General features: G+C 73.6%; 13 protein-coding genes. All 13 read left to right on the top strand.

Going from position 1 to position 24633, the window contains the following annotated elements:
* The first annotated feature begins 12 nt into the window (after positions 1 to 12).
* Positions 13 to 2043 carry an NADH-quinone oxidoreductase subunit L gene (gene nuoL / locus FIC82_RS17085; RefSeq protein ID WP_154799282.1) on the top strand — a complete coding sequence of 677 codons (2031 nt, stop codon included), beginning with the start codon at positions 13 to 15 and terminating at the stop codon, positions 2041 to 2043.
* Between the two features lie 13 nt (positions 2044 to 2056).
* Positions 2057 to 3727: an NADH-quinone oxidoreductase subunit M gene (locus FIC82_RS17080; protein WP_154799281.1), complete on the top strand. Its 1671-nt coding sequence runs from the start codon at positions 2057 to 2059 to the stop codon at positions 3725 to 3727.
* Positions 3724 to 5496 (top strand): NADH-quinone oxidoreductase subunit NuoN, encoded by a 1773-nt coding sequence (gene nuoN / locus FIC82_RS17075; protein WP_168732036.1) that lies wholly within the window; start codon positions 3724 to 3726, stop codon positions 5494 to 5496. Before FIC82_RS17080 ends, nuoN begins: the two co-directional genes overlap by 4 nt.
* The gene (locus tag FIC82_RS17070) at positions 5493 to 6539 is read left to right on the top strand and encodes a polyprenyl synthetase family protein (RefSeq protein ID WP_253691244.1); all 1047 of its coding nucleotides are present in this window, start codon (positions 5493 to 5495) and stop codon (positions 6537 to 6539) included. The genes nuoN and FIC82_RS17070 overlap by 4 nt, the downstream gene beginning before the upstream one ends.
* A gap of 355 nt (positions 6540 to 6894) precedes the next feature.
* On the top strand, positions 6895 to 12921 hold the full coding sequence (locus tag FIC82_RS17065; RefSeq protein WP_253691243.1) for an Ig-like domain-containing protein: 6027 nt from the start codon (positions 6895 to 6897) through the stop codon (positions 12919 to 12921).
* Positions 12922 to 12976: 55 nt separating this feature from the next.
* Positions 12977 to 13951 (top strand): AAA family ATPase, encoded by a 975-nt coding sequence (locus tag FIC82_RS17060; RefSeq protein ID WP_154799280.1) that lies wholly within the window; start codon positions 12977 to 12979, stop codon positions 13949 to 13951.
* Positions 13952 to 14049: 98 nt separating this feature from the next.
* The gene (locus FIC82_RS17055; protein ID WP_154799279.1) at positions 14050 to 15390 is read left to right on the top strand and encodes a DUF58 domain-containing protein; all 1341 of its coding nucleotides are present in this window, start codon (positions 14050 to 14052) and stop codon (positions 15388 to 15390) included.
* Positions 15390 to 17891 (top strand): transglutaminase-like domain-containing protein, encoded by a 2502-nt coding sequence (locus FIC82_RS17050; RefSeq protein ID WP_154799278.1) that lies wholly within the window; start codon positions 15390 to 15392, stop codon positions 17889 to 17891. Before FIC82_RS17055 ends, FIC82_RS17050 begins: the two co-directional genes overlap by 1 nt.
* The gene (locus tag FIC82_RS17045) at positions 17888 to 19498 is read left to right on the top strand and encodes an RDD family protein (protein WP_154799277.1); all 1611 of its coding nucleotides are present in this window, start codon (positions 17888 to 17890) and stop codon (positions 19496 to 19498) included. The genes FIC82_RS17050 and FIC82_RS17045 overlap by 4 nt, the downstream gene beginning before the upstream one ends.
* Positions 19495 to 20358: a PP2C family protein-serine/threonine phosphatase gene (locus tag FIC82_RS17040; protein WP_168732035.1), complete on the top strand. Its 864-nt coding sequence runs from the start codon at positions 19495 to 19497 to the stop codon at positions 20356 to 20358. The genes FIC82_RS17045 and FIC82_RS17040 overlap by 4 nt, the downstream gene beginning before the upstream one ends.
* Positions 20355 to 22052 carry an FHA domain-containing protein gene (locus FIC82_RS21120; RefSeq protein WP_253691242.1) on the top strand — a complete coding sequence of 566 codons (1698 nt, stop codon included), beginning with the start codon at positions 20355 to 20357 and terminating at the stop codon, positions 22050 to 22052. Before FIC82_RS17040 ends, FIC82_RS21120 begins: the two co-directional genes overlap by 4 nt.
* Entirely contained in the window at positions 22049 to 23860 is a 1812-nt protein-coding gene (locus FIC82_RS17030; protein ID WP_168732034.1) for a serine/threonine-protein kinase, read from the top strand. The genes FIC82_RS21120 and FIC82_RS17030 overlap by 4 nt, the downstream gene beginning before the upstream one ends.
* Positions 23857 to 24558 carry a hypothetical protein gene (locus FIC82_RS17025; RefSeq protein WP_168732033.1) on the top strand — a complete coding sequence of 234 codons (702 nt, stop codon included), beginning with the start codon at positions 23857 to 23859 and terminating at the stop codon, positions 24556 to 24558. Before FIC82_RS17030 ends, FIC82_RS17025 begins: the two co-directional genes overlap by 4 nt.
* Positions 24559 to 24633 lie beyond the last annotated feature (75 nt).

The following is a 24633-nucleotide window of genomic DNA, read 5'->3' as shown; positions in this document are numbered from 1 at the left end:
GGGCCGGCACCGATGACGACGCTCCTTCCCGCCCTGCCCACGGCGAGCGGACTGCTGGCCGCGACCGACGTCGTGCCCGCGTCCGAGACCGTGCCGGGCGCGTTCCTCGCGGCACCGTTCCTGGTGCTGCTCCCGCTCCTCGGGGCGGCCGTCCTCCTGCTCGCCGGGCGCCGCAGCGACCGCTGGGGCGCGTGGTTCGGCGTCCTCATGTCGGGCGCCGCGTTCGTGGTGGGCCTGGTCCTCTTCCTCGCGATGCTGGGCCTGCCCGTCGACGAGCGGGTCGTGGACTACCGACTTTTCGACTGGATCGTGTCCGGCGGTCTCGACCTCGCCGTCGGGCTGCGGATCGACCCGCTGTCCCTGACGTTCGTGCTCCTCGTGACGTTCGTCGGCACGCTCATCCACGTCTACGCGGTCGCCTACATGGCGCACGACCGCGACCGACGCCGGTTCTTCGCCTACCTGAACCTGTTCATCGCGGCGATGCTCGTGCTCGTCCTCGCCGACTCGTTCCTCCTGCTGTTCGTCGGCTGGGAGGGCGTGGGCCTGGCGTCGTACCTGCTCATCGGGTTCTGGAACCACCACCGCGCGTACGCGGTCGCGGCCAAGAAGGCGTTCGTCATGAACCGCGTGGGCGACATCGGCCTGATCGTCGCGCTCATGCTCATGTTCGCGACGTTCGGCGCGGTCGACTTCACCACGGTGTTCGCGCAGGCGCCCGAGGCGTCGACCGCGCTCCTCACCGCCACGAGCATCGCGCTGCTGCTCGCCGCGTGCGGCAAGTCGGCGCAGTTCCCGCTCCAGGCCTGGCTCGGGGACGCGATGGCTGGCCCGACGCCGGTCTCCGCCCTCATCCACGCGGCCACCATGGTCACGGCGGGCGTCTACCTCGTCGTCCGGTCGGCACCGATCTTCGAAGGCGCGCCCACCGCGCAGCTCGTCGTCGTGATCGTCGGCGCGGTGACCCTGCTCTTCGGGGCGATCGTCGGCTGCGCGAAGGACGACATCAAGAAGGCGCTGGCAGCGTCGACCATGTCCCAGATCGGGTACATGATCCTCGCGGCGGGCCTCGGCCCGATCGGGTACGCGTTCGCGATCTTCCACCTCGTGACCCACGGCTTCTTCAAGGCCGGGATGTTCCTCGGCGCGGGGTCGGTCATGCACGGCATGGAGGACCAGGTCGACATGCGCCGGTTCGGCGGCCTCGCGCGGTACATGAAGGTCACGTGGATCACGTTCATGATGGGTTGGCTCGCGATCCTCGGTATCCCGCCGTTCTCCGGCTTCTGGAGCAAGGACAAGATCATCGAGGCCGCGTTCGTCCCCGTCGACGGCGAGCCGTGGCGCGCCTGGGTGTTCGGGGGCGTCGCGCTGCTCGGCGCGGGGATCACCGCGTTCTACATGTCGCGCCTGTTCTTCATGACGTTCTCCGGGCGCCGCCGCTGGAACGACGGCAGCGGCTCCGCCGACGGGCTCGGCCCGCAGGACGGCCCGGTCCAGCACCCGCACGAGTCCCCACGCCTCATGACGTGGCCGATGATCGTCCTCGCGGTCGGCTCGGTCGCGCTGGGCGGCATCCTCGCCGCGGGCTCGCGGTTCGTCACCTGGCTCGAGCCGGTCACCGGGCACGCGGAGCACCACGAGCCGGTCCTCCCGGTGTGGTCGCTCATCACCTTGACGCTCCTGCTCGTCCTCGCCGGCGCAGCGCTCGCGTGGCGCCAGTACGCGATGTCGAGCGTCCCGGTCCGTGCGCCGCGAGGCACCGCGCTCACACGCGCCGCCCGGCGCGACCTGTACCAGGACGACGTCAACGAGGCCGTGTTCATGCGGCCCGGCCAGTACCTCACGCGCTCGCTCGTCTACGCCGACAAGGAGATGGTCGACGGCGGCTGGATGGGCCTCGCCGGCATGGTCGGTCGGATCGGGGAGTGGCTGCGCGGGTGGCAGAACGGCTACGTGCGCTCGTACGGCGCGACGATGCTCGGCGGCCTCGTGGTGATCGTCGCCGTCGTCCTCGCCCTGACCACCGGCTCCGCGAGCTGAGAGGGAGACACCCATGACAACCTCCGTCCCCTGGCTGTCCCTGCTCGTCGCCTGGCCCCTCGTGGGTGCCGCGGCGGTGTGGCTCACGGCCGCGGCCCGCACGCGCGGCGTCGGCGCGGGAGCGCTGCGCACCGTGCGCGGCATCGCCCTCGGCGCCGCGCTCGTCGAGCTGGGTCTGCTCGTCGGCGCCTTCACCGCGTTCGACACGTCCGCCGCCGGCACGCACCAGCTCGCCGAGACGTACCGCTGGATCCCGCAGATCGGCGCGAGCTACGCGGTGGGCGCCGACGGCGTCGCGCTCGCCCTCGTCGCGCTCTCGGTCCTGCTCGTCCCGCTCGTCGTGCTCGCCGCGTGGAAGGAGCAGGACGGCGACGTGCGCCGCCTGCGCCACTACCTCGCGCTCGTGCTGCTGCTCGAGGCGTTCATGGTCGCGGTGTTCGTCGCGCGCGACGTGTTCCTCTTCTACGTGCTGTTCGAGGCGATGCTCATCCCGGTCTACTTCATGATCGGCGGGTTCGGCGTCGGGGCGCGGCGGCGCTACGCCGCGGTGAAGTTCCTGCTGTTCTCGCTCGCGGGCGGTCTGATCATGCTCGCGGCGGTCATCGCGCTCTACGTGCAGGTGCCGATCGACCCGACGACGGGCGCGCGCCCCGAGGACGCGTTCCTCACCGCGAACCTCGTGGGGTACTTCGCCGAGAACCCGATGCCGGTCACGACCGAACGCCTGCTCTTCCTCGGCTTCTTCCTCGCCTTCGCCATCAAGGCGCCGCTCTTCCCCGTGCACACGTGGCTGCCCGACGCGGCGCAGCACGCGCCCGCGGGGACGTCGACGCTGCTGGTCGGTGTGCTGGACAAGGTCGGCACGTTCGGGATGCTCACGCTGTGCCTGCCGCTGTTCCCCCACGCGAGCAGGTGGGCGGCGCCGGTGGTCGTCGTGCTCGCCGTCGTCTCGATCCTCTACGGCGCGCTCATGGCGATCGGGCAGACCGACCTCATGCGGCTCATCGCCTACACGTCCGTGTCGCACTTCGGGTTCATCGTGCTCGGCATCTTCGCGTTCACGTCGCTCAGCGTGTCCGGCTCGTCGCTGTACATGGTCAACCACGGCATCTCGACCGGCGCGCTGTTCCTCCTCGCGGGCTTCCTCGTGGCCCGGCACCCGGAGCGCTCGCAGCGCATCGCGGACTACGGCGGCCTCCAGAAGGTCGTCCCCGTGCTCGCGGGGACGTTCCTGGTGGCCGGTCTCTCCGCGCTGTCGCTGCCCGGCCTGTCGACGTTCGTCAGCGAGATCATGGTGCTCGTGGGCACGTTCGCCCGCAGCCCGTGGGCGGCGCTCGTGGCGGTGCTCGGCGTCGTGCTCGCCGCGCTCTACGTGCTGCTGACCTACCAGCGGATCTTCACGGGCGGCACGCGGGAGGGGCTCGACCAGCTCCCCGACCTCGACGCTCGCGAGAAGTGGGTCGTCGCGCCGCTGATCGTCGTCCTCCTGGTCCTCGGGTTCTACCCGGCGCCCGCGCTCGACCTCGTGCGCGAGCCCGCGGAGGTCACCCTGTCCGACCTCGCGGTCGCCGGCGTCGAGGACCCGCCGCGCTCCGACCCGTTCGCCGAGGGGACCGAGCGGGTCGCCTTCGAGAGCCAGGGGTCGTCCGTCACTCGTAGCACCGACGAAGGGAGCGAGTCGTGAACGACTCCTTCGTGGCCCCCACGGTCGACTGGCTCTACCTCGCCCCGATCCTCGTCGTGCTGGGTGCCGGCGTCGTCGGCGTGCTCATCGAGGCGTTCGTCCCGGCGCGCGTGCGGCGCACGACGCAGGTCGTCCTGGCGCTGCTCGCGACCGCGGCGGCGTTCGCGCTCGTCGTCGTGCTCTGGCGCGACCCTGCCGTCCAGGGCAGCGAGGGCGGGGCCTACGGGGTGCGGGTGCTCGGCGGGTCGATGGTCATCGATCCGTTCGGCCTCGCGATCCAGGGGATCGTCGTCCTGCTCGCGTTCCTCGCGATCCTCGTGATCGCCGACAAGACGTCGACCGGGCAGGACGCGTTCGCGCCGTCGGCCGCGGCCGTCCCGGGCTCGCCGTACGAGGACCTCACGCGGCGCAAGGGCCTCGAGCAGACCGAGGTCTACCCGCTCGTGCTGTTCGCCGTCGGCGGCATGATGATCTTCCCCGCGACGGGCAACCTCCTCGTGATGTTCGTCGCGCTCGAGGTGCTCTCGCTCCCGCTGTACGTGCTGTCGGCGATGTCCCGCCGCCGTCGCCTGCTGTCGCAGGAGGCGTCGTTCAAGTACTTCCTGCTCGGCGCGTTCGCGTCCGCCCTCTTCGTGTTCGGCGTCGCGCTCGTGTACGGCTTCGCGGGGTCGGTCGACCTCGTCGAGGTCTACCAGTCGCTCGCGAACCCCGCCGGTCCGCTCGCGACCATGCCGGGCCTCGTCGTCGTCGGCGTCCTGCTCATCCTCGCAGGGCTGCTCTTCAAGATCGGTGCCGCCCCGTTCCACGCGTGGACCCCGGACGTGTACCAGGGCGCCCCGACGCCGATCACCGGGTTCATGGCGGCGTGCACCAAGGCGGCCGCGTTCGGCGCGCTCCTGCGCGTGCTGTACGTCGTGAGCCTCGGGCTCGCGCAGTCGTCGCCCGCCACGCGCGAGGACCTGTTCGTCGCGCTGTGGATCGTCACGCTGCTCACGATGGTCGTCGGCACCGTCGTCGGTGCCGTGCAGACCGACGTCAAGCGCCTGCTCGCCTACTCGTCGATCGCGCACGCGGGCTTCATCCTCGTCGGCGTCGTCGGGTTCTCCCAGCTCTCGCTGCGCGCGACGGTCTTCTACCTGCTCGTCTACGGCCTCGCCACGGTGGGCGCCTTCGCGGTCGTGACCCTCGTCCGCGAGACCGCCCCGGTGCGCGAGCGCGTGCCGGCCACGGTGGGTGCGGGGACGTCGGACGGCGCGGACGCCGACAACGCCACGGACGGCGCGGCCGAGCAGCCGGTCGCCGTGCTCGGCGAGGCGACGCACCTCGCGCAGTGGGCGGGCCTCGGGCGCCGCAGCCCGTGGCTCGCGGGCGTGTTCTCGCTGTTCCTCCTCTCCATGGCGGGCATCCCGCTGACGGCCGGGTTCGTCGCGAAGTTCACGGCGTTCGGCGCCGCCGTCGCCGGGCCCGACGGGCAGGGCGGCGGGTCCACGTGGGTGCTCGCGGTGGTCGGTGTGATCGCCTCCGCGGTCGCGGTCTTCTTCTACGTCCGCATCATCGTCCTGATGTTCTTCACCGCCCCGACCGGGGGCCCCGCGGACGGGGCGGGCGACGACGACCGTCCGCTCGACGGACCGGGCGTGACCGTCGTCCGGTCGACCGGGCCGACGACGATCGCGATCGCCGTGTGCGCGCTGGGGGTGCTCCTCCTCGGTGTGTTCCCGTCCCCGGTTCTCGATCTGGCGGCCGAGGCGGTTAAGTTCGTCCCGTGACCTCCGTTCCTCCCACGCCGCGCGACCGGACCGCGCCCGTGACGACCACCGCGATCCCGATCTCGGACCCCGAGCTCTCCGCCGCGCTCACCGAGCGGCTGGGGGAGGTGGAGACCCGGCTCCGTGCCGCCGTCGCGCACGCGGACCCGCTCGCCGACACCGCGTCCCGGCACCTCGTCAACGCGGGCGGCAAGCGCCTGCGCCCGCTGCTCACCCTGCTCGCCGCCGAGCTCGGGGACGGGACGCGGCCCGAGGTCGTCGAGGCTGCGGTCGTGGTCGAGCTCACGCACCTCGCGTCGCTGTACCACGACGACGTCATGGACTCCGCGCCGGTGCGCCGCGGCGCACCGTCCGCGCACGCGGTGTGGGGGAACTCGGTCGCGATCATGGTCGGCGACCTGCTCTTCGCGCGGGCTGCGTCGACCGTCGCCGCGCTCGGTCCCGAGGCCGTGCTCATCCAGGCGCGCACGTTCGAGCGGCTGTGCCTCGGGCAGCTCCACGAGACGATCGGACCCGGTGAGGGCGACGACCCCGTCGAGCACTACCTCGAGGTGCTGGCCGACAAGACGGCGTCGCTCCTGTCCACGTCCGCCCGGCTCGGCGCGATGTTCGCCGGGTGCCCGGCGGAGGTCGTCGGCACGGTCGCGGCCTACGGCGAGAAGCTCGGCGTCGCGTTCCAGCTCGCCGACGACGTCCTCGACCTCGCGTCCTCCGGCGACGAGTCCGGCAAGACCCCCGGGACGGACCTCCGCGAGAAGGTGCCGACCATGCCCGTCCTCCTGCTCCGCGCGCGGATCGCGAACGGCACGGCGAGCGAGGGCGACGTCGAGCTCGTCGACCTGCTCGACGCGGACCTGACCGACGACGCGGCGCTCGCGGCGGCGGTGGGGGCGCTGCGGCGGCACGAGGTGCTCGCCGAGACGCGGGCGCTCGCCGTCCGGTGGGCGCGCTCCGCCGTGGACGAGCTCGACGCGCTCCCGGCGGGGCCGGTGAGCGACGCGCTGCGGTCGTTCGCGGAGGCGCTGGCCGACCGGGCCGCGTGAGTCCTGGCCGGGGTGAATTCTCCCCGGCCGGGCCTGGCGGCCGCCGCCGGGCCGGTCCTCGCGGACCGGTTGCCCCGGACATCCACCTGACCTGGAGCGACGGCCGTCGCGCGAGGTCGTGCACACCCGACGGCGCGGGCGCGGTGCTCGCCCCCTGGGGAGTGCTCCCCATGGGACGCGTGTCGGAATTCACCCGCTCTCCCGTTATCCTCGGTGACGCGATCGGTGGGGCCGCCTGGTGAGTGCGAGATCGAGGGGGCTGTCGTAGGGGACCGGTCGACTCCCGACCCGGCTTCTCGGAGGACCTGTGGGTTTCCTGGCGCGCCTGCGCGAGCATCGTCGTACCGTCGCGTCGGTGAGCACCGTGTCGGTGTTCTCGACCGCGTTGGTGGGGCTGGCGTTCCTGTACGAGGGCGAGGCCACGGCGGACGTGGACCTGAACGACTCGGGTGTGTGGGTGACGAAGTCGTCGGCCGGGTTGCTGGGTCGGTTCAACTCGGAGTCGCAGGCCCTGGACGGGACGTTGAACGCGGGCAGCGCGTCGTTCGACGTGCAGCAGGACGCCGGCCGGGTGCTGCTGGACGACGCGGGGACGGGGACGGCGTCCCCGGTGAGCGTGGCGCACCTCAAGCTGGACGGGCAGATCCGTCTCCCGGCGGGGGCGCAGGTGGTCTCGGGTGGTGCGACGACGGCGATCCTCGATGGCGAGGAGGGCCTGTTGTGGGTGCTGCCGTTCGACGGCGCCACCTCGTTCGACGCGGAGAAGACGGAGCCCACCGCCGAGGTCGAGGGTGGCGGCGACCTCACGGTGTCCCGCGACGGGACGGTGTTCGCGGCGATCCCGTCGACGGGGACGTTGTGGACCGTGGCGACGACGTCGAAGGGCACGGCGGAGGGTGACCCCACGTCGTCCGCCCTGCCCGTCGGCATGGGCGCCGAGGTCGAGGTGACGGCGGTGGGCGAGAAGCCGGTCGTGCTCGACCGGTCGGCGTCGCAGCTGGTGCTTCCTGGTGGCGAGACGGTGGCCCTGGTCGACGGCGCCGAGGCACGGCTCCAGCAGCCGTCGGCGGGCTCCGACGACGTCGTCGTGGCGACCACCGGGGGACTGGTGACGCAGCCGCTCGGAGGCGGCGACGCCCTGCTGCGCCCGGCCGAGGGGCGCCCGGGGGCTCCGGTCCAGCTGGGCGGCTGCACGTACGGGGCGTGGGCCTCGACGGGTCAGGTCATCCGTGACTGCGACGGTACCGGCCACGACCTCGACACCCGACTGGAAGGGATCGACCCGCAGGCGCGCCTGGAGTATCGGGTGAACCGGCAGGTGATCGTGCTGAACGACCTGTCGGCGGGGACGTTGTGGATGGCGGCGGACGAGTACCAGAAGGTCGACGACTGGGACGTGCAGATGCCGGAGGAGGCCGAGGGCGAGGAGTCGGACGCGGAGCTGACGAACCCGGAGCAGGTGGACCAGTTCATCGCGGACCGGACCCAGCCGAACAAGCCGCCGCAGCCGAAGGACGACTCGTTCGGGGTGCGCCCGGGGCGCACGACGATCCTGCCGGTGCTGGGTAACGACGTGGACCCGGACGGGGACGTGATGACGGCGTCGCTGGCGGGGGACTCCCCGGCGAACGCGACGGTGCAGGCGATCATGGGTGGTGCGGCGTTGCAGGCCGTGGTGCCCGAGGACGCGCAGGGCACCGGCACGTTCCGGTATGCGGTGGCGGACGGGCGCGGGGGCGTGGCCGAGGCCGGGGTGGCGTTGAAGGTCTCGCCGTGGGGGGAGAACGCGGCGCCGGAGCAGACGGGTGACCCGGTGCTGCGGGTGGCTCAGGGTGGTCGGGCCTCGATCAAGGTGCTGCCGTACTTCAAGGACCCGGACGGCGACGACCTCTACCTCGCCTCGGCGGCGGCGACCGTCGCGGGTGACGACGTGCGCTCGCGCCCGGACGGCACGGTCGAGTTCCGCGACGGTGGCGGCTCCACCGGCCGCAAGACCGCCACGGTCACCGTGGCGGACGGTCAGGGCGGCGTGTTCGAGGGCAAGCTCCTCGTGGACGTGGTGCCCGGGCCGCAGCCGCCGGTCGCGGTGAACGACCACGTGGTGGTGCCGGCGGGGCAGCCGGTGACGGTGGAGCCGTTGCGCAACGACACCGACCCGAACGACGACGAGCTGCGTCTGGCGTCGGTGTCGGAGTCGGCGCCGGCGGAGATCACGCCGAACTACGACGCGGGCACGTTCACGTTCTTGTCGATGGAGCCGCGGTCGTACGACCTGACGTACCAGGTCACGGACGGTCCGAACGCGACGACGGGTCTGGTGCGGGTGGACGTGCTGCCGCCGTCGGAGGCCGCGGGTGCCCCGATCGTGGTGACCGACACGGCGCTGCTCCCCGCGGGCGGGTCCACGCTCGTGGACGTGCTGGCCAACGACACCGACCCCGCCGGTGGGGTGCTCGTCGTGCAGTCCGTGCGCGTCCCCGACGACGCCGGGGTGTCCGTCGCCGTGCTCGCGCACCAGATGCTCCGCATCACGGAGCTGCGTCAGCTCGACGGTCCCGTCACCATCACCTACACCGTGTCGAACGGTACGGAGTCGTCGACGGGTGAGGTGCGGGTGATCCCCGTGCCGGCGCCGACGCGGTTGCAGCCGCCGCAGGCGGCGGCGGACGAGGTCACGGTGCACGCCGGGGACGTGGTGACGGTCCCGGTGCTGAAGAACGACACGCACCCCGACGGGCTGGAGCTGTTCCTGCAGCCCGAGCTCGAGCAGGACGTCGACCCGGCGCTGGGCGAGGCGTTCGTCTCGGAGGACACGCTGCGGTTCAAGGCCGGTCCCGAGGCCGGGACGGCGTACGCGATCTACCGGGTGCGCGACGTCAACGGGCAGGAGGACTCCGCCCAGGTCACGATCCGCATCCGCGACGGCGAGGACAACGCGCCCCCGCAACCCCGCGAGATCGAGGCCAGGGTGCTGTCCGGCGCCACCGTGCGGGTGGACGTGCCGGTCGACGGCATCGATCCGGACGGCGACTCGGTGCAGGTGACCGGGGTGGCGTCGCCACCCTCGAAGGGCACCGCGAAGGTGGAGGACGGGTTCCTGGAGTACGCGGCGTCCAAGAACGCGACCGGACTCGACACGTTCACGTACACCGTGCTGGATGCGCGGGGCGCGACGGCGACCGGCACCGTGCACGTGGGGATCGCGCGCCCGGGGGAGAGCAACCAGCCGCCCGTGGCGGTGGACGACGAGATCACGGTGCGCCCCGGGCGCACGGTCTCGGTCGCGGCCGTGGCCAACGACACCGACCCCGACGGCGACCAGGTCGGCCTGGTCCCCGGCGGCATCGAGGACACCCACGACCTGGACGCCGAGGTCGTGACCGACCGCATCGTCCTGACCAGCCCCGATCAGGACGGCGCCTACACCTTCTACTACCAGGTCCAGGACACCTACGGCGCCCGCGCCACCGGCGCCGTCACCGTCAACGTCGCCGCCGACGCCCCCCTGCTGCCCCCCGTCGCGCGCGACGACACCGTGCCCGTCGAGGACATCCTCGGCAAGACCGAGGTCACCGTCCCCGTCCTGGACAACGACGAGGACCCCGACGGCGCCGCGACCGAGCTCACCGTCACCACCGACGCGACCACCACCACCGTCACCGACACCGGCGAGCTCGTCGTCACCCTCACCGAGAACCGCCAGGTCGTGACCTACACCGTCACCGACGTCGACGGCCTCACCGCCAAGGCCTTCGTCAAGGTCCCCGGCCTCACCGACCAGAAGCCGACGCTCCGGCCGGGAACCCGCCTCGAGGTGCTGGCGGGCGAGTCGCTGCCGATCGACATCACCGAGCACGTGCTCGTGGTCGAGGGGAAGACCCCGCGCCTCACGACGGAGGAGACCGTCAAGGTCACGGAGGGCTCGCGCGAGATCCCGTCCGTCACCGAGATCGTCTACACGCCGGACCCCGCGTACACCGGCCCGGCGTCGGTGTCGTTTGAGGTGACCGACGGCTCCGGCCCCGACGACCCCGAGGGTCGGACCAACGTCCTGACCATCCCCGTCCAGGTCCTGCCGCCGGAGAACCTCGCGCCCGAGCTCGTCGGGTCCCCGACGCTCGACGTCGCGGCGGGCGAGGAGGCCTCGGTCGACCTCGCGCGGTTCGCCACGGACGCCGACGGCGACCCCCTGACGTTCGGGACGTCCGGTGCTGCCGAGGGCGTCACCGTGAGCCTCGAGGGCACCACGCTGCACGCCCAGGCCACCCCGGACGTCCCCAAGGGCTCGGTCGTCCAGGTCCCGATCACCGTCACCGACGGCGAGCACCCCCCGGTCGAGGGCACCGCGACCCTCACCGTCGTGGCCTCCACGCGCCCGCTCGTCCGCGCCAACCAGGACACCGTCGACGACGCCCACCAGGGCAAGGCCACCACGGTCGACGTGCTCGCCAACGACTCCAACCCCTTCCCCGACACCCCGCTCCGGCTCGTGGACGCGATCGTCGAGACCGGGCAGGGGTCGGCCGACGTGGCGGGCGACCAGGTCTCGGTCACGCCCCAGGACGACTTCGTGGGCGTCATGGTGGTCCGCTACCGGGTGCAGGACGCGACCCAGGACCCCGATCGTGAGGTCGAGGGTCGTGTGCAGCTCAAGGTGCTCGGCAAGCCCGAGGCGCCCGCCACCCCGCAGGTCGACGAGGTCCGCTCGAAGACCGTCGTGCTGTCCTGGGACCCGCCGAACAACAACGGCGCCGACATCACCGGCTACACCGTCCGCTCCCAGAACGGCTACACCAAGGAGTGCGGCACCACCACCTGCACCCTCGACGGCCTGACCAACAACGTGAAGTACACCTTCACCGTGTTCGCGACCAACGCGGTCGGCGACGGACCCGCCTCCCCGCCCTCGGCCGAGGCACGCCCCGACGAGAAGCCCGACCCGCCCGCCGCACCCACCCTCGAGTTCGGCGACCAGTCCCTCATCGTCACCTGGGAGAACAAGACCTACACCGACCGGTCCGCGATCGAGACCGTCGACCTGGAGATCTCTCCTGCGCCCCCGGGCGGAGCGGTCCAGAAGACCGCGCTCGTCGGGACGTCCGTGACGTGGGACGGGCTGAAGAACGGCGTCGCGTACAAGGTGCGTGCCCGAGCGAACAACCTCGCCCCCGACCCCTCGGAGTGGGGCGAGTACTCGACGGCGGAGACGCCCGCGGGCAAGCCCGCCGCGCCGGCGAAGCCGACCGTCAAGCGCACGTCGATCGGCAGCACGTCGCAGATGCAGGTCGCGTGGGGCGCCCCGTCCGACAACGGCGCGGCGATCTCGAAGTACACGATCGAGGCGGTCCAGGGTGGTTCCGTCGTGAAGACCGCGACGGCGGGCGGCGGCGCGACGTCGACGACCCTCGGAGTCCCCGCAGACACGACGGGCTACACGTTCCGCGTGCGGGCCCACAACAAGGCGACCGACAAGTTCGGCGACGCCGAGTTCTCGCCCGCTTCCGACCCGGTCCGCGCCTTCGCCGCACCCGGGACGGTGTCGAACCTCCGGGCGACGGCGACCGGGACGAACAGGCAGGTGAAGCTGTCGTTCGGCGCGGCCTCCGGCAACGGGGTCAAGGCGAGCGAGATCTTCTACCAGTACGACGCCGGGGGTGGCTGGCAGCGCCTGGCCGACGACAAGGTCGTCGGCGGGCTCACCAACGGAAAGGCCTACTCGATCAAGGTGCGTGCCGTCGCGGGCGTCGACGGGGCCAACGAGGCCGGCGGTGCGTCGTCGGCCAACTCGGCGACGCCGTACGGACCGCCTCCGCGCCCCACGGTCTCGGCGAGCGGGGGCAAGGGGCAGGTGACGTTCACCGTCAAGGGCTCGACCAACGGGCGCAACGTGACCATCAGCGTGAGCGGGGCGAAGTCCGGCTCGTTCACCGTCACCGAGTCCGCGGGCTCGGGCTCCAAGACGTACACCGCGACCGGGCTCGGCTACAGCGAGACGGCCAGGCTGTGCGCCGTCGCGAAGGACAGCGAGGGCAACGCGTCCGCCGAGGCGTGCGACTCCGCCAAGACCGACGCCCGCCCGGTGCCGACCGTCTACAAGCACTCGAACGCCCAGGGGCTCGAGGGGTGCAGCCACAGCTCCTGCCAGTGGCTGGGGATCGACCCCAACGGGGCGACCGGCACGGTGCAGTACCAGTGCTGGGGCTCCGACGGGGGCTGGCACGACTTCTCGCCCAGCGCCAGCTTCCAGGCGCAGGGGACCTACTGGTGGACGATCAACCTGAGCAACGGACGCCAACGTGTCCAGTGCTACTACGGCGCACCGGGCGACCAGGTCAAGATCGTCTTCAAGGACGGCACCGAGACACCCGCGTTCACCTGGTAGCGGCCCCCACGCCCCGAGACGCACGACCGACCACGCGCACGAGAAACGGAACACCATGAGCACGATGACCCCCGAGCAGGCCACCTGGTTCGCTCAGACCTTCGACCGCCTCGTCGGCAACGTCGGCCAGGCCGTCCTCGGCAAGGCGCACGTGGTGCGCCTGACCCTGACGTGCATGCTCTCCGAGGGCCACATCCTCCTCGAGGACGCGCCGGGCACCGGCAAGACGTCGCTCGCGCGGGCCCTCGCGGCGAGCGTCCAGGGCACGAACAACCGCATCCAGTTCACGCCCGACCTCCTCCCGTCCGACGTCACGGGCGTGACGATCTACGACCAGAAGACCGGGAAGTTCGAGTTCCACCAGGGCCCGATCTTCGCGTCGATCGTCCTGGCGGACGAGATCAACCGCGCGTCCCCGAAGACGCAGTCGGCGCTCCTCGAGGTCATGGAGGAGGGCCGGGTCACGGTCGACGGCGTGGGCCACGAGGTCGGCCGCCCGTTCATGGTCATCGCGACGCAGAACCCGATCGAGCAGGCCGGCACCTACCGCCTCCCCGAGGCCCAGCTCGACCGCTTCCTCATGAAGGCGTCGATCGGGTACCCCGACCACGCGTCGACGGTCGAGATCCTGTCCGGCGCCGCCGTGCGCGACCGCAGCAAGACGCTCCAGCCGCTCATCACCACGCAGGCCGTGACCGAGATGGCCGAGCTCGCCGCGCGGGTCCACGTCGACGGTGCCGTCCTCGAGTACGTCTCCCGCCTCGCCGAGGAGACGCGCAACGCGCCGGAGGTGCGCGTCGGCGTCTCGGTCCGCGGTGCGCTCGCTCTCGTGCGCTGCGCGAAGGTCTGGGCCGCCGCCCACGGGCGCAACTACGTGCTGCCCGACGACGTCAAGGAGCTCGCGCAGCCGGCGTGGGCGCACCGTCTCGTCCTCGACCCGGAGGCCGAGTTCGCCGGCGCCACGAACGAGGCGGTGCTCGGCCGTCTCCTCGCCGACGTCGCGGCGCCGCAGGAGCGACGCTCCGCCTGACCGGACGCGCGGCGCTCCCCACGCCGCCCGCCCCGTGCCGCCCCTCGTCCTACCGACCGGCGGACCGTCCTCCCCCGTACCGATCGAGAGCTCATCGCATGAACGCCTCACACGGCCCCTCGACCGGCCGCCCGAGCGTCCGCTCCGGCAGCCCGAGCGGCAGGAGCCCCGGCGGACCACCGCCGTCGTCGGCCCTCGCCGGTCTGCTCCGATCTCTCGCGGCGCCCCTCGCCCGGGTCGCCGCGCCGATCGGTCGCGCGCTCGCGCCGGTGACCCGGACCGTCGAGCCGGTCACCTCGGCGGTCAGCCCCTTCGGCTGGGCGGCGCTCGTGGCGACCGTCGGCGCGTGGTGGGCCGGCCTGGCCTTCTCGTGGCTCGAGCTGCTGGTGGTGGCGGTCCTGCTCACGGTCTCTCTGCTCGCCGCCGTCGCGTTCGTCCTCGGGCGGTTCCGCTACGCGGTCGTGCTCGACCTCGCGCAGCAGCGCGTGACGGTCGGCGACCGCGCGGTGGGCCGGCTCGACGTGCGCAACGACTCGGCCCGTGCGCTCCTCCCGTCGGTCATGGAGCTGCCGGTCGGGCAGGGCATGGCGACCTTCCCGGTCCCGCGCCTGCGCCCGCAGGCGAGCCACGAGGAGATCTTCACGGTCCCGACGCACCGCCGCTCGGTGATCTCGGTCGGGCCGGTCCGCTCGGTGCGGGCCGACCCGCTCGGGCTGCTGCGCCGCGAGGTCGTCTGGACCGAGCCCGAGGAGCTCTTCGTCCACCCGCGCGTGAAGAACCTCTCCGGCTCGTCCACCGGGTTCCTCAAGGACCTCGAGGGCCGCGTCACGACGGACATCTCCAACTCGGACGTGTCGTTCCACGCGCTGCGCGACTATGTCCCGGGCGACGACCGCCGGCACATCCACTGGAAGACGACGGCCCGCACCGGGCAGCTCATGGTCCGCCAGTTCGAGGAGACGCGCCGGTCGCACCTCGCCGTCCTCCTCTCCACGCGCGCGGAGGACTACGCGCACGACGACGAGTTCGAGCTCGCGGTGAGCGCGTGCGGGTCGCTCGGCCTCCAGGCGATCAAGGAGGACCGCGGCGTCACGGTCCTCGTCAACGACGGGAACCTGCGCGGCGACCACCGCACGCGCCTCCTCGACGACCTCGCACGGGTCGAGACGAGCGCGCAGCGCACGTCGCTCGTCGACGTCGCGCGCGTGGCCGGGCTGACGATCTCCGACGCGTCCGTGGTGGCGTTCATCGTCGGCAGCCGGGTCACGCCGACCGAGCTCCGCGCGGCGTCGGCCCGCCTGCCGCAGGACGTGCGGGTCATGGCGATCCAGTGCGTCCCCGGTGCGTCCCTCAGCCGGCACGCCATCGCGGAGCTCGTCGTCCTCACCATCGGCGAGCTCGGCGAGCTCCCCCTCGCCCTGCGGAGGCTGAACGACTGATGAGCGCCCCCTCCACCACGACCCGCGGCTCGCGCCGCGCCACCCCGGTCGGCACCCCGCCGCCGGCTTCCGGGACGTCCCAGCGCAACACGACCCGGCTGCGCGGGGCCGACACCCCGCGCGCCCTCACGGCGCTCGGCGCCGTCGACGCGCTCGCCCTCGTCCTCCTCCTGGGCGCCACGGCCGTCGGCTTCGCCCCGGTCTGGGGATCGAACGGCTACTTCGTCCCCGCCGTGGGCGGCGCCGTCGTCGGCCTCGTCGTCGCCTGGCTCGGTGCCTGGCGCCGCTGGCCCGCCTTCGTCGTGCTCCCCGTCGCCGTCGTCGCGTACCTGCTCCTCGGCGGCGTGCTCGCGCTGCCCGCCGACGCGATCGGCGGGGTCGTCCCGTCCCTGCAGACGCTCGCCGACCTGCTCGACGGGGCCGTCACGGGCTGGAAGGAGTTCGTCACGACGGTCCCGCCGCTGCACTCCTTCCCGGAGCTCGCGGTCGTGCCGTACCTGCTCATGCTCGTGACGGCGCTGCTCGCGGGCACGATCGCCTGGCGCGCACGCAGCGCCGCCTGGGCGCTCGTCCCGGTGGCGGCCGCGTTCGTCGGCGTCATCCTCCTCGGCACCGTCATCGCGGCGGTCCCCGTCGTGCAGGGCCTCGTCGTCGGCTGCGTCGGCCTGCTGTGGGCCGGCTGGCGGGTCACCGCCGCCCGGCTCGGGGCGCACCAGATCACGACGGAGGCGAGCCGGGCGGCGACCCGACGCCTCTGGTGGCACCGGGTGCGCACCGGTGCGGCGATGCTCGTCGTGGGCGCGGTCGCCGCGGTCTTCGCGGCCCCGGCGCTCCTGCCGGACGCGCCGCGCACGGTGCTGCGCGAGACCGTCGTCCCGCCGCTCGACCTGCACCAGTACGTCAGCCCCCTGACGGCCTTCCGCAAGTACGCGAAGGACATGCGCGAGGACGAGCTCTTCACGGTGCGCGGGCTCCCGGCGGGCGCGAAGGTCCGCCTCGCGGCGCTCGACACGTACAACGGCGTCGTCTACGACGTCTCGAGCGGGCTGCCCGGCTCGGGCGTCTACACGCGTGCCGGTGAGGAGATCGCGACCGTCGCGCCCGGGACGCCGACCCGGGTCGACGTCCAGGTCGGGGACTACACGGGCGTGTGGGTGCCCGACGTCGGCCACCTCTCGGGCATCACCTACGGGGGGGAGCGGGCCCGCGAGCTCGGCGAGACGACCTACTACAACTCGACGACGGGCACGGCCCTCACGACCGCCGGGCTGCGCCCGGGCGACTCGTACACGCTCGACACGCTCGTCACCGTCGAGCCCAGCGAGGAGGACCTGCTCGCCGGGGCCGTCGACCAGTCGGTGGAGGTCCCGACGCCGCCCAAGGGCGTGCTGCCGGCGGCCCTCGCCGGGAAGGCGGCGCAGTTCATGGGCGAGGAGACGGAGCCCGTCGACCAGCTCTTCGCGCTGCGTGACGGCCTCGTCGCGAGCGGCGTCTTCTCGAGCGGTCTCGACACGCAGCCGCCGTCGCGACCCGGTCACTCGGCCGAGCGCATCGACACGCTGCTCGCCGACGAGGAGATGGTCGGCGACGACGAGCAGTTCGCGGTCGCCCTCGCCCTCATGGCCAACCAGGCCGGCATCCCGGCGCGGGTCGTCATGGGGTTCTACCCCGACGAGGAGAAGAACCCGCTCGAGCCGGGCGAGCCGTACACGGCGACCGGGACCGACGTGCACGCGTGGGCCGAGGTGCCCTTCGTCGGGTACGGCTGGGTGCCGATCACGGCGATCCCGGACGAGGACAACAAGATCCAGCCCGAGCCCAAGAGCCTGCAGGTGCCGAAGCCCCCGATCCTCGAGGACCCGGAGCCGCCGGAGGAGCCCGCGGAGGCGGAGGCCGGGAAGATCGACGACGAGGAGAAGGACGAGGCCGAGAGCGACGGCTTCGACTGGGGCCAGGCGGTCCTCATCGGTGTCGCCGTCGTGGTGCCGCTCGCGCTCCTCGCGCTCCCCGTCGTGCTGGTGCTCGCCTACAAGGCCCGCCGCCGTGCCCGGCGTCGTGCGGCCGCGCGCCCCGTCGACCGGGTGAGCGGCGGCTGGCGCGAGGTGCTCGACGCCGCCACGGACCTCGGCACCCCCGTCCCGGCGGGGTCGACCCGGCGCGAGGGGGCCGGGCTCCTGTCCCAGGCGTACGGCGCGACGGCCACGATCCCGCTCGCGCACCGCGCCGACGCGACCGTGTTCGGCGCCGGGGAGCCGACCGAGCAGGAGATCGAGGCCTTCTGGGCGGACGTCGACACCGTGGTCGGGGGGCTACGCTCCTCCGTGAACCGTCGCGCTCGCGTGCGTGCCGCACTCTCGTTGCGGTCCGTCCGCGCGGCCTCCGGTTCCTCGGGCCTGCGCCGGTGGCTGCCCGGCCGCCGCGCCGGCACGAAGGGTGGCGCCGTGCCCCCGGCGGCAGGGTCGTCGTCGGGGCCGAGGAGAGTACAGGGAGACCAGTCATGAGCGACGTGACGTGCGCCGCCTGCGGGTCCGCGCAGTCCGCGGGCTCCGCGTTCTGCGCGGTGTGCGGGCAGCCCTTCCCCCGGACGGGGCGCCCGGTCGCTGCTCCGCCGACGGGTCCGCTCGGCGGGGTCCAGGCCGTCGCCGCGCGCGCGGGCTCCGACCTGCCCTACGCGGCTCCCGCGCACACGGCACCGGACACCACGACGGAGCCCGAGGTCTACGCGGCCACGCAGAAGGCGTTCGGCCAGCCCGCGTCCCCGCCGTCGTCCTCGCTCGCGTCCGCCCCGTTCGCCGGGCGAGGCCGACGTTTCCTCGCGTACGTGATCGACGCCGCCGTGCCGGGCCTCCTCGCGCTCGTCGTCGTCGTCGCGGGCCTCGCGATCGTCGGCGCGCCGCTCGGCGACGTCCAGGTCGTGACGCAGGACGAGGCCGCTGCGCTGATCGGCAAGATGCTCGTCGTCTACGTGGTGGCGGGCGTGCTGGCCCTCGCGTGGTGGGTCGGCGTGTGGTTCTGGGAGGGTTCGACGGGCAAGACGCTCGGCAACCTCGCCACCGGGATCCGCACGGTCGACGCGGCGACCCGCGGACCGGTCGGCTTCGGCCGGGCCGCGCTCCGGTGGATCATCGTGGGCGTCGTGCCCGCCGGGGGGATCCTCGTGGTGCTCCTCAGCCCCGGCTTCGACTCGTCGGGTCGGTCGCAGGGCTGGCACGACAAGGCGGGCCGCTCGCTCGTCGTCGACGTCCGCGGCATCACCGCGGCACCGTCCGCCGACGCGGGCGTCGCGTCGCTCCTGCCGGGCGCCCCAGCGCCCACCGGTCACGCCGGCAGGTACCCCGCGGCGCCGTCGCAGCCCGGCTACGCACCAGCCCAGCCCGGCTACGCGCCCGCAGCGGCCCAGGCCGGGTACGCGCCGTACCCGCCCGCGGGCCCGGTCGCGCCCGGACCGGCCGCACCGCCCGTCCCGGGCGCCCCGGCCTCGTTCGCCCCGCCCACGCCCGTCCCGACGTCGGCACCGTCCGTCCCGGACCCCTGGGCGTTCCCGTCCTCGCCCGCCCCCGCGGGTGACGGGCTCATCACCGGCGTCCCCGGCGCCGGGGGAGCCCCCGCGCCGGCGGTGGCCCCCGCGGCCCCGGCACCCGCAGCCCCGGCGCCAGCCCCGGCCCCGGCGCCCGTCCCTGCGACCGCGCCGCCCGCAGCCGAGCCCGCCGAGCCGGAGTGGGACAGCACGCGGATGACGGCGCGCGACGTCCGCGCGATGGACCCCGCGCCCGACGTGGCGGTCGTCCTGGAGCTCGAGTCGGGAGAGCGTCGCGCCGTCGACCGGCCCACGCTGCTCGGCCGCAACCCTCAGGCGCCCGACGACGGTCCGTGGATCCTCGTCGCGGTGGACGACCCCACGCGGTCCGTCTCCAAGACCCACGCCGAGCTCCGGGTCGACCCGAGCGGGCTGTGGCTCACCGACCGCGGCTCGACGAACGGCACGGTCGTGTCCGTGCCGGGCGCCCCGCCGCGCGTCGCCGAGGCGGGAGCGCGCGTGCGCGTCCCCGTCGGGGCGACGATCCACGTCGGCGACCGCCGCATCGTCGTCCACCCGGGGGCCTCGTGACGAGCGACCCGACCGCCGAGGTGCACCTGGCCTGGGGCGCGGCGTCGCACCGGGGCGCGCGCCGGCTGCTCAACGAGGACCGTTTCCTCGTCTCCCGGTCCGTCTTCTTCGTCGCCGACGGCATGGGCGGGCACGAGGCCGGGGAGGTCGCGAGCTCCACCGCCGTGGACGCGCTCCGCCCGCTCGCCGAGCTCGACGTGATCACTCCGGAGGAGGTGCGGGCGCGGATCGCGGTCGCGCAGGAGAACGTCCAGGCGATCGTCACGGAGCCCGGCCGCGGTGCGGGGACGACCGTGACCGGGGTCGTCGTCTCCGAGCAGGACGGCAACCCGTACTGGCTCGTCGTCAACGTGGGCGACTCGCGCACCTACCACCTCGCCGGTGGGCGGCTGGAGCAGGTGAGCGTGGACCACTCGGAGGTCCAGGAGATGGTCGACGCCGGGCTTCTCACGCCCGCGGAGGCCCTCACCCACCCGCGTCGGCACGTCGTGACGCGCGCGCTCGGCTCGCGCAACGCCCCCCAGGTGGACTTCTGGTACCTGCCGATCGAGCGGCACGACCGCGTCCTCGTCTGCTCCGACGGGTTGACCGGCGAGCTCGCGGACGAGCGCATCGCCGAGCTCTTGCTCGCGACGCCGGACCCGCAGGCGGCCGCCGAGCGGCTGGTCCACGAGGCCATCGCGGCCGGTGGCCGGGATAACATCACAGTCGTCGTCGTCGACGCGACGGGCGTGTCCGACGACACGAGCGGCGGGAGCACGACGCCGCGCGACCAGGCCGGGGCCACGCGCCCGGTCGCCGAGGTCGACGAGGACACGCTGCCCAGGGATGTTCGTCTGCAGATCGGGGGTCTGACGTGACGCTGCGCTACGTCACGGGAACCGCACGCGCCGTCGTGCGAGGCGGCACGGTCGTCGTGCTGCCGGGGCCGGTGGACGCCTCGCTCGTCGAGCAGGTGTGGGACCAGCTCGGCACCGACGCGGGGGTCGTCGAGGTCCTCCAGGTGCTGACCGGTGCCTTCGGCTCGAGCCTGCGGACCGTCCCGCCGTTCGTGGTCGCCGTCGTCGTGGACCGTCGGGTCCACGTCGCCGCGCGCGGTCGCGTCACGGTGACGCTCGAGCTCGACGGGGGCGAGCGCGTCCGGGTCGAGGGCGAAGGCGTCACGACGTGGTCGGAGCGCGTCCTGGACGACGTCGTCGAGCTGCTCGTGAGTGCTGACAGCGCCGTCGCGGGTCCGCTCGACGAACCGCCCGCGGGCGAGCCCCTGCTCGGGGGCGTCACGACCCTCCCGCTGGTCACCGGCGTCGTCCTCGCGGGCGCCGTCTCGTGGCCGCTCGTCGAGCGGCCCGCGCGTGCGGCGGAAGACCACCCTGCCGAGACCGCCGCCGAGGGCGGCGCCGCGCCATCGGCGGAGGAGCGCCCCGCCTGGGCCCTCGCCGCCGGACCCGCCCTCGCGGTGCCCGCACCGGACGGGGCGGACGGGCCGGCGGCGACGACGGTCGGCGAGCCGGGGTCCGCGCCGCTCGGCGCGACGCTCCGCCTCCCCGAGGAGACCATCGCGCCGGAGCCTGAGGCCGACGGACCTCAGGCGCCGGCGCCCACGGCCGCCCCGGAGCCGGTGGACGACGCGCCGGTCGTCGAGGAGCCGGACGACGACTACGCCCACCTGTGGGGGTCGACGATCCTGCGGACCGTCGAGGACGCCGCGGTGCGGACGGAGGAGGACGAGGAGCACGGGGAGCCCGACGTGCCCGGGGCCCCCGTCCCGGTCCTGCCGCCGGTCCCTGCCGTGCCACCGACCCCGGACGAGCCTGCGGCACCGCCCCCGTCCGCCGACGGGCTCATCGCCGGGGTCCCGCGCGAGTGGACCGGTGCCACGCCCGCGGCGGCGCACCGGGCGGCGACGGTCGTCGACCCCGAGGGCGAGCAGGACGCGCCCTCGGCGGGTCAGGCGTCCGGCCTCGACCACGACGGCCACACCGTGCTGTCTTCCGCGATCGCGGACCTGCGCGCGGCCGCCCAGGACGCGGAGCCCGAGGCAGCACCCGTGCCGCCGCCCCCGGTCCCGTCGTTCAGCGCGCCGCCGGGGCCGGGACAGCAGCAGATCCTCGCGCGGACGTGCGCCCAGGGGCACGCGAACCCGCCGTCGCGCGACGTGTGCGCGGTCTGCGACGGTCCGCTGGACGGTGACGCCGAGCTCGCGGTCCGCCCGCCGCTCGGACGGCTCGTCGTCTCGACGGGGCAGACCGTCGAGCTCGACCGCCCGGTCGTCGTGGGTCGGCGTCCGCGCTCGCCCCGGACGCAGGCGACCGAGCTGCCGCGCCTGGTCACCGTGCCCAGCCCGCAGCAGGACATCTCGCGCTCGCACGTCGAGATCACGCTCGAGGGCTGGCACGTGCTCGTGAGCGACATGGCGACGACGAACGGCACGACGCTGCTGCGCGCGGGCCAGCCGCCGCGGCGCCTGCACCCGTCGGAGCCGGTGCTCGTCGTCGACGGCGACGTCGCCGACCTCGGCGACGGCGTGACCCTCGTCTTCGAGGGGATCCGGTGAGCACCAAGCGCGCACCGTCCCCACCGCCCGAGATCACGGGCTTCGAGTACGTCTCCCTGGTCGGCTCGGGCGGGTTCTCGGACGTCTTCCTCTACCAGCAGCAGCGGCCCCGCCGCCGCGTCGCGGTCAAGGTGCTGCTGCACGAGTGGTCCAGCCACTCGCAGCGCGCCGCGTTCGACGCCGAGGCCGACCTCATGGCGACGCTCTCGACGCACCCGTCGATCGTCACGATGTACGAGGCGGACATCGCCGACGACGGCCGCCCGTACCTCGCCATGGAGTACTGCTCGCGGCCCAACCTGGGCGCGCGGTACCGCACCGAGCGGCTGTCGGTCGCCGAGGCGCTGCGCACGGCGGTGCAGATCGCCGGCGCCGTCGAGACGGCGCACCGCGCGGGCATCCTGCACCGCGACATCAAGCCGGCGAACATCCTCGTGACCGAGTACGGCCACCCGGCGCTCACGGACTTCGGCATCTCCTCCACGGTCGACGACGCCGCGCGCGCCGAGGGCATGTCGATCCCGTGGTCGCCGCCAGAGTCGTTCGCCGAGCCGCCGCGCAGCGGCATCGCGACCGACGTGTGGGCCCTCGCCGCGACGACGTACACGCTGCTCGCGGGGCGGACCCCGTTCGAGGTCCCCGGCGGGTCGAACTCGAGCGCCAACCTCATCTCGCGCATCGAGACCTCGCCGCTGCCCCCGACGGGTCGCACCGACGTCCCCGCGTCGCTCGAACGCGTGCTCGCGACGGCGATGGCGAAGAACCCGGGGTCGCGCTACCCGACGGTCCTCGCGTTCGCCCGGGCGCTCCAGCAGGTGCAGAACGAGCTGTCGTACGCGGTCACGCCGATCGACCTGCTCGACGACTCCGGGCACGTACAGGAGGAGGAGCCGGACGATGACGCCGGCACCCGCCTGCGCCAGGTCGTCTCGATCGACCCGTCGGGGCCGGGCGGGACGTCGTCGGGTCCCGTCGCGCCGAGCCGGCCGACCCAGCCCACGACGCCGCTGCGGCCGGGCCAGCCAGGCGCCCCGTGGCCGGGCCAGAGCGTCGCGCCCGGACCGGCCGCCCCGCCGCAGCAGCAGCCGGGGCCGCGCGCCCCGCAGCAGCCCTACGCGCCCGCGGCCTGGCACCAGGGCGCGCCCGCGCACACCGCGGGTACCGCGCCGACGTCCGCCGTCGGCCCGGGCGGGCACGCGCCCGTCGCGGAGCTCACGGACCCGTCCCGGATGTACCCGGGCGCCGGGCGCCCGGGCGTCTGGGCTCAGCCGCCGGTCGAGGACACGGTCCACCGGCCCGCCGGGCCGGACGACGGCGAGCCGGCAGCCGCGCCGTCGGAGGAACGGTCGGGCCGTGGCGCGCTGTGGGCGACGCTCGCCGGCGTCGTCGGGGTGGCGGTCGCCGTCGGCGGGTTCTTCCTGCTGCGCCCGGACGCCACCGTGGACGACACGGACACCGGCGGGGGCGGCGAGGCGACGGCCGCCACGGACGACGACTTCGTGCCGTCGGACAACCTGGGCGACCTGGTCCCGCCGGTCAACGACCTCGTGGGGACGTACGACCCCGCGCGCGAGGTCGCGACCTTCACGTGGTCGTACGACTCGGACAAGGCGCAGGAGGGCGACATGTTCGCCTGGAAGAAGCTCGACGTGATCGAGAACACCCCGTACAAGGACAACTTCGACGAGACCACCGTCGAGCTCCGCGCCAAGCCGGGCGAGCAGGTCTGCATCGAGGTGATCGTGGACCGCGACGGCAAGTTCTCCGCGGCGCCGCAGAAGGCCTGCGTGACGGGGGAGGCCGCGTGAGCGAGCTCGCGGTCGAGTTCTGCGGCGAGTGGTTCCGCCCGTCCACCGACGGCGACCCGTTCGACATCGGGCGGGACGGCGACCTCGCGATCGAGGACAACCCGTACCTGCACCGCCGCTTCCTGCGCATCTCCCACGAGGGCGGCATCTGGTGGCTCGCCAACGTCGGGACGCTCATCTCCGCGACGGTGTGCGACTCGGGCGGCGGCGTGCAGTCGTGGCTCTCCCCGGGCAACCGCCTTCCGATCGTCTTCCCGACGACGTCCATCGTGTTCACCGCCGGCCCGACGACGTACGAGATCACGGCGCAGCTCCACGGTGCGCCGTACCAGGAGATCCGCTCCGAGGACACGGACTCGGGCGGTGCGACGACGATCGGCATGATCACCTTCACGACGAGCCAGAAGCAGCTCATCGTGGCCCTCGCCGAGCCGATGCTGCGTCGCGACGGCACGGGGCTGTCGGAGATCCCGTCGTCGGCCGCGGCGGCCGCGCGGCTGGGCTGGGCGACGACGCGCTTCAACCGCAAGCTCGACAACGTGTGCGACAAGCTCGACCGGATCGGGGTCAAGGGACTGCGCGGCGGTCCCGGCGCGCTCGCGACGAACCGGCGCGCGCGCCTCGTCGAGTACGCCGTGGCGTCCCGGCTCGTCACCACGGCCGACCTGCCCCTGCTCGACCTCACCGACGACGGCTGACGACGCCGGGTCCCTCGGGCGCGCCCCTCGACGCGCCCGGGTCGACCGTGCCGTCCGGCCCGTGCCGCCACCGCC

Source organism: Cellulosimicrobium protaetiae (assembly GCF_009708005.2).
Classification (GTDB): Bacteria; Actinomycetota; Actinomycetes; order Actinomycetales; family Cellulomonadaceae; genus Cellulosimicrobium; species Cellulosimicrobium protaetiae.
The sequence above is the reverse complement of the archived record's forward strand: the minus strand, read 5'-3'. Positions and strand labels throughout refer to the sequence as shown.